Here is a 14,653-nt window from a genome sequence, read left to right as displayed (position 1 = left end):
TTTATCAAAGTTTGGTCAAGGACAGGCCGGCCCAGGTGGCGAGCAGCCCGCCGAACACGCTGATGCCCAGGTACCCGAAGGCGACCAGGGCCTGCCCGCTTTCCAGCAGGCGCAGCGTATCCAGTGAAAAGGATGAAAAGGTCGTCAGACCGCCTACAAAGCCGACAATCAAGCCGGCCCGAATTTCAATCGGCACTTCCGGGCGCAACAGGAACCAGCCGTACAACAGCCCAATGATCAGGCAACCCACCAGGTTGACGGCCAGGGTCGCCGCATAAAAATGCTTCGGCCAATTGGCGTTTACCCAAGTACCGGTGGCGAAACGCAATAATGTACCAGCGATGCCGGCAACGGACACGGCAAGAATCGTCTTGAGCACTACTTTCTCCGCTGTTTTGGGCTGAGGCGATCGAGTTGGGCGAGGTGATTGAGCTTTTCACCGATCTTCAGCTCCAGGCCGCGAGGCACTGGCTGGTAGAACGGCTGCGGCTCCAGATCGTCGGGGAAGTAATCTTCGCCGGCGGCATAGGCGTCCGGCTCATCGTGGGCATAGCGATATTCATCGCCATAGCCCAGTTGCTTCATCAGTTTGGTCGGGGCATTGCGCAGGTGCAGCGGTACTTCGAGGGAACCATGCTCGGCGGCGGCCCGCAGGGCCGACTTGAACCCCATGTACACCGCGTTGCTTTTTGGCGCGCAGGCCAGGTAGGTGATGGCTTGGGCCACCGCCAACTCGCCTTCAGGGCTACCGAGGCGCTCCTGCACCTCCCAGGCCGCCAGGCATAGGCTCAAGGCGCGCGGGTCGGCGTTGCCGATGTCTTCGCTGGCCATGCGCACCACGCGGCGCGCCAGGTACAACGGGTCACACCCGCCATCGATCATCCGCGCGAACCAGTACAGCGCGCCGTCCGGGTTGGAACCACGTACCGACTTGTGCAGTGCGGAGATCTGGTCATAGAAGGCTTCGCCACCCTTGTCGAAGCGGCGGCGGGTATCGCCGAGCAGGCTTTGCAGCAGGTCAACGCCAATTTCGCTGCCGTCTTCGGCCAGGTCGGAGGCGTTCTCCAACAGGTTGAGAAAACGTCGGCCGTCGCCGTCGGCAGCGCTCAGCAGGATCTTGAAGCCTTCGTCACTGAGGCTCAGCTGGCGCTTGCCCAAGCCCTTGTCTTCGCTCAAGGCGCGATGCAGCAGCTTGCGCATCGCCGCTTCGTCGAGGCTCTTGAGCACATAGACCCGCGCCCGAGAGAGCAAGGCGTTGTTCAATTCGAAGGACGGGTTCTCGGTGGTGGCCCCGATAAAGATCAGCGTGCCATCTTCGACATAAGGCAAAAATGCATCCTGCTGCGACTTGTTGAAGCGATGCACTTCGTCAACGAACAGGATGGTGCGCTTACCGTATTGCCCGGCCTGCTGCTTGGCGACCTCGACGGCCTGGCGGATCTCCTTGACCCCGGCCAGGACCGCCGAGACCGTTTCAAAGTGCGCGTCGGAGACCTTCGCCAGCAGCCTGGCCAGGGTGGTTTTACCCACGCCCGGCGGCCCCCAGAAAATCATCGAGTGCAGCGCACCCTGCTCCAGGGCTTCGCGCAGAGGCTTACCGCGAGCGAGCAGGTGTTCTTGACCGACATACTCATCCAGGTTGGTGGAGCGCAAGCGCGCGGCCAGGGGCTGGGCAATCGGGTCACTTCGAAACAGATCCATGGGCAGCGCTTGAGACCTCTAGGCAGGTTATTCCTGGATCACGTCGGCACCCTTGGGGATGTCGAACTTGAACTTGGATGCCGGTACCGGCTGGTTGGCCTTGACCCCGGAGAACAGGATATCGGTACGCTGGCCGACACTGTCGATCAGGCGCATGTTGTTGATCATGCCGTTGCCGAACGACAGGTTCAGGCTGTCAAACAGCGTGTCCTTGGATTTCGGCTTGAGGGTGAATTCGATCACATTGCTGGTTTGCTTGGAGGTGATGTCGAAGCTTTTGTTGATTTCCGACACGTCGCCCGACAGCAACAAAGCTGGAGTCTGGCTCAGACGCGGATCCAGCTTTTTGATGGTCGCCTGTTCCAGGTCAGGATCCCACAGCGTGACCTTCTTGCCGTCGGAAACGATGGTCTGTTCAGCCTTACCTTCGGTGTGCCAGTAAAACAGGCCTGGACGCTGCACGGCCATCTCACCCGCGGTTTCCTGCAACCGGGTACCACCGGCATCCAGGGTCAGCTGGGAGAAGCGCGCAGTCAGGGTCTGGGATTTGTCCAACAGGTTTTTCAAGCTGTCGACGGAAGCCTGGTCAGCGTGGGCCGAGACAGCAGTCAGGGCCAGTGCCGGCAACAACAGCATGCGGATAAGACGCATGGGAGTCCTCATTGAGTCGTTTAAGGCGCGCCGCGTAATGCCACGCGGCGCGTGATCAGTCGCGCATCTGCCCAGGAGCGATGACTTCGCGCGAGCCGTTGGTGTTCATTGCGGTGACGACGCCAGCGTTTTCCATGGCCTCGATCATACGGGCGGCGCGGTTGTAGCCGATCTTCAGCTTGCGCTGCACCGCGGAGATCGAGGCGCGACGACTTTCCAGCACGAACGCCACGGCCTCGTCGTACAGCGCATCGGTTTCGGCATCATCGTCACCGCCGCCGCTGCCACCGTCGAAGCCGCTGCCGGCCTCTTCGACACCGGCGAGGATGTCATCGTTGTACTCCGGCGCGCCGCGCAGTTTCCAGGCTTCCACCACGCGATGCACTTCGTCGTCGGAAACGAAGGCGCCGTGGACCCGGATCGGCAGGCTGGTGCCCGGCGGCATGTAGAGCATGTCACCGTGCCCCAGCAATTGCTCGGCGCCGCCCTGGTCGATGATGGTACGCGAGTCGATCTTGCTGGAAACCTGGAACGCCATCCGGGTCGGAATGTTGGCCTTGATCAGGCCGGTGATCACATCCACCGAAGGACGCTGGGTGGCGAGGATCAAGTGGATACCGGCCGCACGCGCTTTCTGGGCAATACGTGCGATCAGTTCTTCGACCTTCTTGCCGACGATCATCATCATGTCGGCAAATTCATCGACTACCACCACGATGGTCGGCAGCTTGCTCAGCAAGGGCGCTTCGTCGTGGATGCTTTCGCGCTTGTACAGCGGGTCGGTCAACGGCGTGCCGGCATCCTGGGCTTCCTTGACCTTGGCGTTGAAGCCCGACAGGTTACGCACGCCCATCTTCGCCATCAGCTTGTAGCGGCGCTCCATCTCGGCCACGCTCCAACGCAGGGCGTTGGCGGCGTCCTTCATGTCGGTGACTACCGGGCAAAGCAGGTGTGGAATGCCTTCGTAGATCGACAATTCCAACATTTTCGGGTCGATCATGATCAGCTTGGCGTCTTCCGGGCCGGACTTGAACAGGATCGACAGGATCATCGCGTTCACACCCACCGACTTACCGGAACCGGTGGTACCGGCCACCAGCAGGTGAGGCATCTTGGCCAGGTCGGTGATCACCGGCTTGCCGCCGATATCATGGCCCAGAGCCAAGGTCACCGGCGATTTGAAGTTGTCGTACTCCGGCGTCGACAGCACCTCGGAGAAGCGCACGATCTGGCGGTCTTCGTTGGGAATCTCGATACCCACGGTGGTCTTGCCGGGAATAACTTCCACCACGCGCACGCTGGTCACGGCCAGGGAGCGCGCCAGGTCCTTGGCCAGGTTGGAAATGCGGCTGACCTTGACGCCAGCGGCGGGCTGGATTTCGTAACGGGTAATCACCGGGCCGGGGTGGATCGAATCCACCGATACCTCGACGCCAAATTCCTTGAGCTTGATTTCCAGCAGGTGGCCGACGGCCGCCAGGGACTCAGGGGAATAATTGAGTTGTTTCTTTTCGGCCGGGTCGAGAATCGAGATCGGTGGCAAGGTGCCTTCGACCGCGCTGTCGACAAACAAGGGGGCCTGCTTCTCTTTCTGGACGCGATGGCTCGGCTCCGGGGCCTTGGTCGGCGCAGGGGCGATCACCGGTGGCACCTGTTTCTCACGGTCCGACATGTGCTTGCTCAGGGCCTGCTCGCGCTCGATCAAGCGTTCCTTGACCTTGGCTTGCTCGCGGCGATCCGGCGTACTCGGCGCGACCACTTCGTTGACGCGGGTGTCCACCTCACGCAGTTGCGCGACCATGCGCTTGCGATCGACCCGGGCCGCCCACCAGCGGTTGGCAGCGCCTTGGAACAGTTCCAGCAGGTCAAGGGTGATCTTGCCGGTCACGTCCATCACCTTGAACCATGACAGGTCGGTGAACACCGTGAGGCCGAACAGGAACAATGCGATAAACATCAGGGTGCTGCCCTGGATGTTCAGGGTCTTGCGCGCCAGGTCGCCGAGGCTTTCGCCCAATGCGCCACCCGCGCCCGCCGGCAGGCCGGTGGGCGCGTGGAAATGGATATGAGCCAGCGCCGCGCCGGACAGCACCAGGAACACCAGGCCGATCAGCCGCCAGGAAAACAGCCAGCCACTCCACTGCCACGGCTCATGACGCTGGCGGAAGATCTGCCAGGTCTTGATCGCCAGCAACAGCGGGAAGATATAAGCGAAGTAGCCCAATACCATGAACAGGATATCGGCGCTGTAGGAACCGGCAGGCCCACCGAAATTCTGCACGTCTTCGATCTTGCTGTTGTGGCTCCAACCCGGATCGTCCTTGCCATAGGTGAGCAAGGCCATCATCAGGAACAGGCACAACGCACCGATAGCGATCAGCGCACCTTCCTTGAGTCGATAGTGCAGGTGCTGGCGCCAGGCCGGCACGACTGTCTTGGGTGTCGCGGTGGATTTCTTCAAAACGGGTCTTTTCCTGCGCCTTCAGCGCGTCCATCTGTTGAATGACTGCACACTACCGCTCAATCCGAGCAGTTGAAAAATGAACGAACATTGTTGAATTTACTTTTAACATTCCGTGACTGATTCACGAAACGGCGATAACGCCACAATGGCCGCATTGTACGGGTTTGTGCCCCCGATGCCACGCCACTTGCCTTTCTTCAGGCAGCATAGCCAATTGTGTGTCACACCATGTTCAATTTGAGCATGCATTGTCTTTGCTGACAAAGGCTTATGAGCTGTTTTTGCCAATCCAGGCAAGCTTGGCAAATGGCCTGCATCGGCCAGACCCGATTACGACCACACCTCGCGCACAGAGTTGCAGAACCTTCCGCTCACGTTAATCCACGCCAATGGCCGATTCGGACTGGCCCCATGGCGCTGGGTCGACAATAATCACCCCCTTGGGGCAGGCAACATGCCTGCCACTCCCCTCCCCTTCCGTAAGCCTGGATGCCATGCTGACCTGGTTGCAACGCAATACCCTGACCTTCCCGCCGCTGGCCAAAGCCATGCGCGAACCCAACGGCCTGCTCGCCGCCGGTGGCGACCTGTCGGCCGAACGATTGATCCAGGCCTACCGCCATGGCTGCTTTCCATGGTTCTCGGAAGGCCAGCCGATCCTGTGGTGGTCGCCGGACCCGCGCACCGTGATTTTTCCGGACGAGCTGCACGTATCCCGCAGCCTGGGCAAATTATTGCGCCAACAGCGTTATACCGTGACGTTCGACCAGGACTTCGCAGCGGTCATCCAGGCCTGCGCCGCACCCCGCGCCTACGCCGATGGCACCTGGATCACCGAAGGCATCCAGAACGCCTACCAGGCGCTGCACAAACGCGGTTATGCGCACTCCGTGGAGGTATGGGACAACGGAGAGCTGGTGGGCGGGCTGTATGGCCTGGCGATGGGCCAGCTTTTTTTTGGCGAGTCCATGTTCAGCCGCGCTGACAACGCCTCGAAATTTGGCTTCGTCACGCTGACCCGTCAATTGCAGGCCTGGGGGTTTGTGCTGATCGACTGCCAGATGCCCAATGATCACCTGCACAGCCTGGGCGCCCGCGCCATCCCCCGCAGCGAGTTCGCCGGCTTCCTGCACGACCACTTGGATCAACCCAGCTCTGGGCCGTGGGTTTCCTAGGCGACATCCGCGCACCTGGCTTACACTTATTTCAAAGCTTATCCGAGGGTTGATCATGACCGAGCTGGCGCGTTTGAAGTTTTATGCCACTCAAGCCCACTCTTGCAGCTATCTGCCAGACGAACAGGCCACCACCCTGTTCCTCGACCCCAGCCAGCCGATGGATGTGCATGTGTATGCCGACCTTTCGGAAATGGGTTTTCGGCGCAGCGGCGATCACCTCTACCGGCCCCACTGCCAGAACTGTAATGCCTGCGTGCCGGCACGCATCCCGGTGGCGCAGTTTTTACCCGATCGTAACCAGAAGCGCATCCTCAAGCGCAATGCCGACCTGACTGTCACCGCGAGCAAGCCTCGATTCAGCGAAGAATACTTCGACCTGTATCAGCGCTACATTGAACAACGCCATGCCGACGGCGATATGTTCCCCCCCAGCCGCGACCAATTTTCCACGTTCCTGGTGCGCGACCTGCCCTTCTCGCGCTTCTACGAGTTTCGCCTCGACGGCCGCCTGCTGGCCGTCGCCGTGACCGACCTGCTGCCCAACGGCCTGTCGGCGGTCTATACCTTCTATGAGCCGGACGAGGAACGTCGCAGCCTGGGACGTTTCGCGATCCTCTGGCAAATCGGCGAAGCCCTACGCCTGGAACTGGAGGCGGTGTACCTGGGCTACTGGATCAAAAACTGCAAAAAGATGAACTACAAGACCCAATATCGGCCCATTGAACTGCTAATTAATCAAAGATGGGTCACGCTTAACTAGAACCCCTTGGCTTAAACACCCTTTTTCGGGCACAATGCACGCCGCTTTTGCCTGGCGCAGTTGCACCGGGCCATTCACTGGATACCGAGGGCTTTACTGCATGTCGAAAGAAGACAGCTTCGAAATGGAAGGCACTGTCGTCGACACCCTGCCCAACACCATGTTTCGTGTGGAGTTGGAAAATGGGCACGTCGTAACCGCGCATATCTCCGGCAAGATGCGCAAGAACTACATTCGTATTCTTACCGGTGACAAAGTGCGCGTCGAGCTGACGCCCTATGACTTGAGCAAAGGGCGCATCACTTACCGCGCTCGCTAATCAAGTCAATACAAAACGCCCGGTTATGCCGGGCGTTTTTGTGTGCGTGCTATTTACCAAGCGCCAAAACCAAATGTGGGAGGGGGCTTGCCCCCGATGGCGGTAGATCAGCCACTCATGTAGCGACTGAAACACTGCTATCGGGGGCAAGCCCCCTCCCACATTGGCGCCTGCAGCTATCGATCAGGCCATTTCAGCCGTGGTTTCGAACTCGAAGGTCAGCTCGCCGTCCTTCAGGTCGATATGCACCACGCCACCATGGTCGGACAATTCGCCAAACAGGATCTCTTCGGCCAATGGCCGCTTGATCTTGTCCTGGATCAGACGTGCCATTGGGCGTGCACCCATTGCCGCGTCGTAACCACCCTCTGCCAGCCAATTGCGCGCCGCGTCCGTTACGTCCAACTGCACGCGCTTGTCTTCCAACTGCGCTTGAAGCTCGGTAAGGAACTTGTCCACCACGCTTTTGATGACCTCATGGCTGAGGCGACCAAACTGGATAATAGTGTCCAAGCGGTTGCGGAACTCCGGCGTAAAGCTCTTCTTGATGACTTCCATCGCATCGGACGAGTGATCCTGATGCGTAAAGCCGATCGAAGCCCGCGCAGCCGTTTCAGCACCGGCGTTGGTAGTCATGATCACGATCACATTGCGGAAGTCCGCCTTGCGCCCGTTGTTGTCGGTCAGGGTCCCGTGATCCATGACCTGCAGCAGCAGGTTGAAGACTTCCGGGTGAGCCTTCTCGATTTCATCGAGCAACAATACGCAATGCGGCTGCTTGGTGATTGCCTCGGTCAACAGGCCGCCCTGGTCGAAGCCAACATAGCCTGGAGGCGCACCGATCAGGCGCGACACGGTGTGACGCTCCATGTACTCGGACATGTCGAACCGCACCAACTCGATCCCCATGGCCTTGGCCAACTGCCGCGCAGCCTCGGTCTTGCCGACGCCGGTAGGGCCGGCGAACAGGAACGAACCGACAGGCTTGTCCGGCGACTTGAGGCCCGCACGCGACAGCTTGATCGCGGTGGACAGCGAGTCGATGGCCGCATCCTGGCCGAAAACGGTGAGCTTGAGGTCACGTTCCAGATTACGCAGCAGTTCCTTGTCGGAGCTGGTGACGTGTTTTGGCGGAATCCGCGCAATTTTCGCCACGATATCCTCGACCTGGGCCACGTCGATGCGCTTCACCCGCTTCTCGACCGGCTGCAGACGCTGATAAGCACCCGCCTCATCGATCACATCGATCGCCTTGTCCGGCATGTGACGGTCATTGATATAGCGCGATGCCAGCTCAGCCGCCGCCCGCAATGCTTCATCGGTGTACTCGATGCCGTGGTGCGCCTCGAAACGCCCCTTGAGCCCGCGCAGGATGCCGATGGTGTCTTCAACCGAAGGCTCGGATACGTCGACTTTCTGGAAGCGACGCGCCAGTGCGCGATCTTTCTCGAAGATCCCACGGAATTCCTGGAACGTGGTCGAACCGATGCAGCGAATGTCACCCGACGACAGCAGAGGCTTGAGCAGGTTGGACGCATCCATCACCCCACCGGACGCCGCACCGGCACCAATGATCGTGTGGATCTCATCAATGAACAGGATCGCCTGCGGGCGTTTTTTCAATTCGCCAAGCAAAGCCTTGAAGCGCTTCTCGAAATCGCCACGGTACTTGGTGCCCGCGAGCAACGCGCCCAGGTCCAGTGAATAGACAACGCTGTTGGCCAGCAGGTCTGGCACCTGGTTATCGACGATGCGCTTGGCCAGGCCTTCGGCGATCGCGGTTTTACCGACACCCGCCTCACCCACCAGCAGCGGGTTGTTCTTGCGACGGCGCGCGAGGATCTGCGCGACACGCTCCACCTCAAGCTCACGCCCTACCAGCGGATCGATCCGCCCCTGGCGCGCCAATTCATTGAGGTTGCTGGCATAGGCATCCAGTGGATTGCCCGAAGAAGAAGACTCACCGCCCTCGTCATCCTGCATTTCCTGCTCACCCTCGGAATGATCGCCGTGCCCAGGCACCTTGGAGATACCGTGGGCGATATAGTTGACGACATCAATACGGGCAACGCTCTGTTGCTTGAGCAGGAATACCGCCTGGCTTTCCTGTTCGCTGAAGATCGCCACAAGCACGTTGGCGCCCGTGACTTCACGCTTGCCGGAGCTCTGTACGTGGAAAACAGCACGCTGCAACACCCGCTGGAAGCCCAGGGTTGGCTGGGTTTCGCGGTCCTCGTCATGCACGGGGATCAGTGGCGTGGTGGAGTCGATAAACTCCTGCAGGTCATGCTTGAGTTTGTCGAGGTTGGCGCCGCACGCACGCAATACGGTGGCGGCAGCTTCGTTATCCAAAAGTGCCAGCAGCAGGTGCTCGACGGTCATGAATTCATGACGCTTCGAACGAGCCTCCTTGAAGGCAAGATTGAGGGTGACTTCGAGCTCGCGGTTTAACATAGCTTCACCTCATACCCAAGTGGTCGGCGTTAACCGTCCTTCTCGATTTCACAGAGTAGCGGATGCTGGCTTTCCCTGGCGTACTGGTTGACCTGCATGGCCTTTGTCTCGGCGATGTCGCGGGTAAACACTCCACATACTGCCCGTCCTTCTGTGTGAACGGCCAGCATTACCTTGGTCGCCAACTCGCGGTTCAGGTTAAAAAACACCTCGAGCACTTCGACCACGAAATCCATCGGTGTGTAGTCATCATTGAACAAAACCACCTTGTACATCGGCGGCGCCTGTAAAGCAGGCTTGGCCTCCTGAACAGCAATGCCTGCAGAACCGTCGTCATCGTGTTCGTGATCCGGTCGATCCTGATTGAATGTTAGTCGAATCTGGCTGATTGCATGCATGGAAAGAAAGGTTCGTCAGTGGTTCAAATACAGTGGTGGGGGCGAGCTGTCAGAATTTCAACTCTGACTATACGGTCGCCTTGACTATCGGCAAAACGGTGTTACAACCAATAGAACCCACAGTGGGTAAAAAAGGTCCGCGCAGTCAACCTTATTTATTCGGGTTAGGACGGATAAACTGGATGATACTCCAGTGATGGAGTCTGGTGCAGAAGGAAATGTGTATGTCTGGCGTCAAGATCAATGGCAAGGTCAAGTGGTTCAACAACGCCAAAGGATATGGCTTTGTGCAGGAGGATGGAAAAACCGAGGACCTTTTTGCGCATTATTCAGCGATCATAATGGATGGCTATAAAACGCTGAAAGCGGGCCAAGCTGTGAGCTTTGAAATCATTCAAGGACCGAAAGGGCTGCACGCCGTGAAGATCGAACCAGTGAAAGCGGAAACACTGGAAAAACCCGCAGCCCCGCACGCTCATAAAGAAAAGAAACAAACGGCCTGAACCATCGGCTGCCGAGCGAGCAAATTGCGATAAAAAAAACGGCCACCCAGTCAAATCGGGGCGGCCGTTTTTTGTTGCCTGAGCCCTACACCTACATATGCGAAATCAGCGCATCACCAAAGCCTGACGAAGAGACCAGCTTGGCACCTTCCATCAAGCGCTCGAAGTCATAGGTCACGGTCTTGGCCGAGATAGCGCCATTGGTGCCCTTGATGATCAGGTCGGCCGCCTCGGTCCAACCCATATGGCGCAGCATCATTTCTGCCGACAGGATCAATGAGCCCGGGTTGACCTGGTCCTTGCCCGCATACTTGGGCGCAGTCCCGTGGGTGGCCTCGAACATGGCCACGGTGTCGGACAGGTTGGCGCCCGGCGCAATACCGATACCACCCACCTCCGCCGCCAGGGCGTCGGACAAGTAGTCGCCGTTCAGGTTAAGCGTCGCGATCACGTCATATTCAGCCGGACGCAGCAGGATCTGCTGGAGCATCGCGTCGGCAATGGCATCCTTGACCACCACATTCTTGCCGGTCTTGGGGTTCTTGAACTGCATCCACGGGCCACCATCAAGCAGGGTGGCACCGAACTCTTCAGCCGCCACTTCGTAGGCCCATTCCTTGAAGGCACCTTCGGTGAACTTCATGATGTTGCCTTTGTGCACGATGGTCAGCGAGTCGCGGTCGTTATCCACCACATATTGCAGGGCCTTGCGCGCCAGGCGCTTGGTGCCCTCCAGCGATACCGGCTTGATACCAATGCCGCAATCCTGATCGAAACGGATCTTGGTGACACCCATTTCTTCCTTGAGGAACTTGATCACCTTGATGGCTTCCGGCGAGCCGGCTTTCCACTCGATGCCGGCGTAAATATCTTCGGAGTTTTCACGGAAGATGGTCATATCCACGTCACCGGGCTTCTTGACCGGACTCGGTACACCCTCGAACCAGCGCACCGGACGCAGGCACACATACAGGTCGAGTTGCTGGCGCAGGGCTACGTTCAATGAACGGATACCACCACCGACTGGAGTGGTCAGCGGGCCCTTGATGGACACCACGTAATCCTTGACCGCATCCAGGGTCTCCTGGGGCAGCCAGGTGTCCTGGTCGTAGACTTGGGTCGCCTTTTCGCCGGCGTACACCTCCATCCACGAGATTTTGCGCTTGCCGCCGTAGGCTTTTTCAACAGCCGCGTCGACTACCTTGATCATCACCGGGCTGATGTCGACGCCAATACCGTCACCTTCGATATAAGGGATGATCGGTTGGTCAGGAACATTGAGAGAATGGTCTGGATTGACGGTGATTTTTTCGCCGACTGCCGGAACCTGAATCTTCTTGTATCCCATGCTGAACTCCATCTATGGATTGAACATCTGGCTGCGTTCGAGCCTACTCCAGATAAATGGCGACTGAAACCTCGCGCCATGCTCATTTGCATCGAAAACAGCACATTTAGTCGCCTACAAGCCTGAAAGCAAAGGGAAAAGCGCCAATCTTGAGCACATCGTGCGACTTTAGGCGTAATCCGATACCTGCGACCTTTAGACCAATGGACGACACACCTTTTGTATGAAGGCTCGGCGTAAGCATAGCGACCTATGTATAATGCCGCCGCTGACCAAAGAGTCACGACGGCGGACCGCTCTAGAACAACGCCCTCCGCCACAAAGCAGGACTATTACAATAGTCCACCCGCTTGACGCTCGACTGATGCAACCCAACATCACCGCGAAGAAACCTCGACCTTTCGCTCATGGATGACTTTGAACGAACGCGCTCTACCCGGCGCATCTCGAGTTTCTGCGCACGCTTTCAGCAAAGAAGAGAGTTAATCCGAATATGCCCACCCGCTCGAAGATCATCTACACCTTCACCGACGAAGCCCCAGCCCTCGCCACCTATTCACTGCTGCCTATCGTAGAGGCCTTCACCGCTTCCGCTGATATTGCCGTGGAAACCCGCGACATCTCCCTCGCCGGGCGCATCCTCGCAAGCTTCCCCGAGCAACTGGGCACCAAGGCCGTACCGGACCACCTCGCCGAACTGGGCGCCCTGGCCGTGACCCCTGAAGCCAACATCATCAAGCTGCCTAACATCAGTGCCTCGACCCCCCAACTGCAGGCGGCGATCAAGGAACTGCAGGCCCAGGGCTATGCCCTGCCGGACTACCCCGAAACCGTAACCACCGACGCGGAAAAAGAAACCCGTGCACGTTACGACAAGGTCAAGGGCAGCGCCGTGAACCCGGTCCTGCGCGAAGGCAACTCCGACCGTCGCGCCCCCCTGTCGGTCAAGAACTACGCACGCAAGCACCCGCACAAAATGGGCGCCTGGGCTGCCGACTCCAAGTCCCACGTTGCCCACATGAGCAACGGCGACTTCTACGGCAGCGAAAAAGCCGTACAGATCGAAGCCGCTGACACTGTCAAAATTGCGCTGGTCGCCCAAGACGGCACCACCACCGTCCTGAAAGAAAAGACCACGGTCAAGGCCGGCGAAATCATCGACAGCGCCGTACTGAGCAAGAAAGCCCTGCGCAGTTTCATCGCCGCTGAAATCGAAGACGCCAAGAAACAAGGCGTCCTGCTGTCGGTTCACTTGAAAGCCACCATGATGAAGGTCTCCGACCCGATCATGTTCGGCCAGATCGTTGCCGAGTTCTATAAAGACGCCCTGGCCAAGCACGCAGACGTGCTGGCCGAGATCGGCTTCAACCTGAACAACGGTATCGGCGACCTGTACGCACGCATCAAGGCCCTGCCGGCCGAGCAGCAAGCGCAGATCGAAGCCGACATCCAGGCGGTCTACGCCTCGCGCCCTTCCCTGGCGATGGTCAACTCCGACAAAGGCATCACCAACCTGCACGTGCCGAGCGACGTCATCGTCGACGCTTCGATGCCGGCCATGATCCGTGACTCCGGTAAAATGTGGGGCACCGACGGCCAACTGCACGACACCAAGGCCGTGATTCCGGATCGTTGCTACGCCACCATCTACCAGGCCGTCATCGAAGACTGCAAGGCCAATGGCGCGTTCGATCCAACTACCATGGGCAGCGTACCGAACGTTGGCCTGATGGCGCAGAAAGCCGAAGAGTACGGCTCTCACGACAAGACTTTCCAGATCAAGGCTGACGGCGTGGTCCGCGTCACCGACAGCAAGGGCAACCTGCTGATGGAACAGCCCGTCGAAGCCGGCGACATCTTCCGCATGTGCCAGGCCAAAGACGCGCCGATCCAGGACTGGGTCAAGCTGGCCGTCAACCGCGCTCGCGCCAGCAACACCCCAGCCATCTTCTGGCTGGACCCGAAGCGCGCCCACGATGGCGCCGTGATCGAAAAAGTCCAGACCTACCTGAAAGACCACAACACCGAAGGCCTGGACATCCGCATCATGTCGCCGGTCGACGCGATGAAGTTCACCCTGGAGCGCACCCGCAAGGGCCTGGACACCATCTCGGTGACCGGTAACGTACTGCGCGACTACCTGACCGACCTGTTCCCGATCATGGAACTGGGCACCAGCGCCAAAATGCTGTCGATCGTGCCACTGATGAACGGCGGCGGCCTGTTCGAAACCGGCGCTGGCGGTTCGGCACCCAAGCACGTGCAACAGCTGCTGGAAGAGAACTTCCTGCGCTGGGACTCCCTGGGCGAATTCCTGGCCCTGGCAGCCTCCCTGGAACACCTGGGCGTGACATACAACAACCCGAAAGCCCTGGTACTGTCCAAGACCCTGGACCAGGCCACCGGCCAGTTCCTCGACAACAACAAGTCGCCATCGCGCAAAGTCGGCAACATCGACAACCGCGGCAGCCACTTCTACCTGGCGCTGTACTGGGCCCAGGCCCTGGCGGCACAGACCGAAGACACGGCACTGCAAGGGCAGTTCAGCGAACTGGCCAAGACCCTGGCCGCGAACGAAGCAACCATCGTTGCCGAGCTCAACGCCGTACAGGGCAAGCCAGTGGACATCGGCGGCTACTACGCGCCGAACCCGGAGCTGACCAGCAAGGCCATGCGCCCAAGCAACACCCTCAACGCGGCGATTGCCAAGTTGAAGTAAGGTTGTAAGGATGCAAAGAAGCCCCGGCCCTGTGCCGGGGTTTTTGTTTATGTGCTTTTTGCTGAAGAAACCCAATCAAGTTGCGGGAGGGGGCTTGCCCCCGATGGCACATACCGACCAGGCTACTTATAGCTGATCCACCGCTATCGGGGGCAAGC

General features: G+C 59.0%; 12 protein-coding genes. 5 read left to right on the top strand and 7 right to left on the bottom strand.

Features of this window, described 5'->3' with window-relative positions; genetic code table 11:
• Positions 1-4: 4 nt before the first annotated feature.
• From crcB to ftsK, 4 genes are read right to left on the bottom strand one after another with little or no spacing between them, the layout of a single operon-like run.
• On the bottom strand, positions 5-379 hold the full coding sequence (crcB, locus tag A7317_RS18005; RefSeq protein ID WP_024076158.1) for a fluoride efflux transporter CrcB: 375 nt from the start codon (positions 377-379) through the stop codon (positions 5-7).
• Positions 379-1,701, bottom strand: coding sequence for a replication-associated recombination protein A (locus A7317_RS18000; RefSeq protein WP_024076159.1), 1,323 nt, complete (start codon positions 1,699-1,701; stop codon positions 379-381). The genes crcB and A7317_RS18000 overlap by 1 nt, the downstream gene beginning before the upstream one ends.
• 27 nt (positions 1,702-1,728) lie before the next feature.
• Complete coding sequence (gene lolA, locus A7317_RS17995; RefSeq protein WP_069076504.1) at positions 1,729-2,352, bottom strand: outer membrane lipoprotein chaperone LolA; 624 nt, start codon at positions 2,350-2,352, stop codon at positions 1,729-1,731.
• A gap of 55 nt (positions 2,353-2,407) precedes the next feature.
• On the bottom strand, positions 2,408-4,813 hold the full coding sequence (ftsK, locus tag A7317_RS17990) for a DNA translocase FtsK (RefSeq protein ID WP_024076161.1): 2,406 nt from the start codon (positions 4,811-4,813) through the stop codon (positions 2,408-2,410).
• A gap of 497 nt (positions 4,814-5,310) precedes the next feature.
• On the opposite strand from ftsK, the gene aat reads away from it, so the two are divergent.
• The 3 genes from aat (at position 5,311) to infA (ending at position 7,073) form a co-directional block, all read left to right on the top strand.
• Positions 5,311-5,991: a leucyl/phenylalanyl-tRNA--protein transferase gene (gene aat / locus A7317_RS17985; RefSeq protein WP_069076503.1), complete on the top strand. Its 681-nt coding sequence runs from the start codon at positions 5,311-5,313 to the stop codon at positions 5,989-5,991.
• 55 nt (positions 5,992-6,046) lie between these two features.
• Positions 6,047-6,754 (top strand): arginyltransferase, encoded by a 708-nt coding sequence (locus A7317_RS17980; RefSeq protein WP_069076502.1) that lies wholly within the window; start codon positions 6,047-6,049, stop codon positions 6,752-6,754.
• Between the two features lie 100 nt (positions 6,755-6,854).
• Positions 6,855-7,073 carry a translation initiation factor IF-1 gene (infA, locus tag A7317_RS17975; protein ID WP_002553999.1) on the top strand — a complete coding sequence of 73 codons (219 nt, stop codon included), beginning with the start codon at positions 6,855-6,857 and terminating at the stop codon, positions 7,071-7,073.
• A gap of 183 nt (positions 7,074-7,256) precedes the next feature.
• On the opposite strand, the gene clpA is transcribed toward infA, so the two are convergent.
• On the bottom strand, positions 7,257-9,527 hold the full coding sequence (gene clpA / locus A7317_RS17970; RefSeq protein ID WP_024076164.1) for an ATP-dependent Clp protease ATP-binding subunit ClpA: 2,271 nt from the start codon (positions 9,525-9,527) through the stop codon (positions 7,257-7,259).
• A 29-nt stretch (positions 9,528-9,556) separates the two neighbouring features.
• Complete coding sequence (clpS, locus tag A7317_RS17965; protein WP_010567912.1) at positions 9,557-9,925, bottom strand: ATP-dependent Clp protease adapter ClpS; 369 nt, start codon at positions 9,923-9,925, stop codon at positions 9,557-9,559.
• A 224-nt stretch (positions 9,926-10,149) separates the two neighbouring features.
• Here clpS and cspD point away from each other — a divergent pair, with 224 nt between their 5' ends.
• The gene (cspD, locus tag A7317_RS17960) at positions 10,150-10,428 is read left to right on the top strand and encodes a cold shock domain-containing protein CspD (RefSeq protein WP_024076165.1); all 279 of its coding nucleotides are present in this window, start codon (positions 10,150-10,152) and stop codon (positions 10,426-10,428) included.
• 91 nt (positions 10,429-10,519) lie between these two features.
• Here the strand turns inward: cspD and icd are convergent, their stop codons facing one another.
• A complete protein-coding gene (icd, locus tag A7317_RS17955; RefSeq protein WP_024076166.1) occupies positions 10,520-11,776 on the bottom strand; it encodes an NADP-dependent isocitrate dehydrogenase in 1,257 nt (418 codons plus the stop codon).
• Between the two features lie 493 nt (positions 11,777-12,269).
• Between icd and A7317_RS17950 the strand changes: the two genes are divergently transcribed.
• On the top strand, positions 12,270-14,495 hold the full coding sequence (locus A7317_RS17950) for an NADP-dependent isocitrate dehydrogenase (RefSeq protein WP_024076167.1): 2,226 nt from the start codon (positions 12,270-12,272) through the stop codon (positions 14,493-14,495).
• Positions 14,496-14,653 lie beyond the last annotated feature (158 nt).

The organism is Pseudomonas fluorescens (assembly GCF_001708445.1).
GTDB classification, from domain to species: domain Bacteria; phylum Pseudomonadota; class Gammaproteobacteria; order Pseudomonadales; family Pseudomonadaceae; genus Aquipseudomonas; species Aquipseudomonas gorinensis.
Note: the sequence above shows the minus strand (reverse complement) of the source record. Positions and strands in the feature narration are given on the sequence as shown.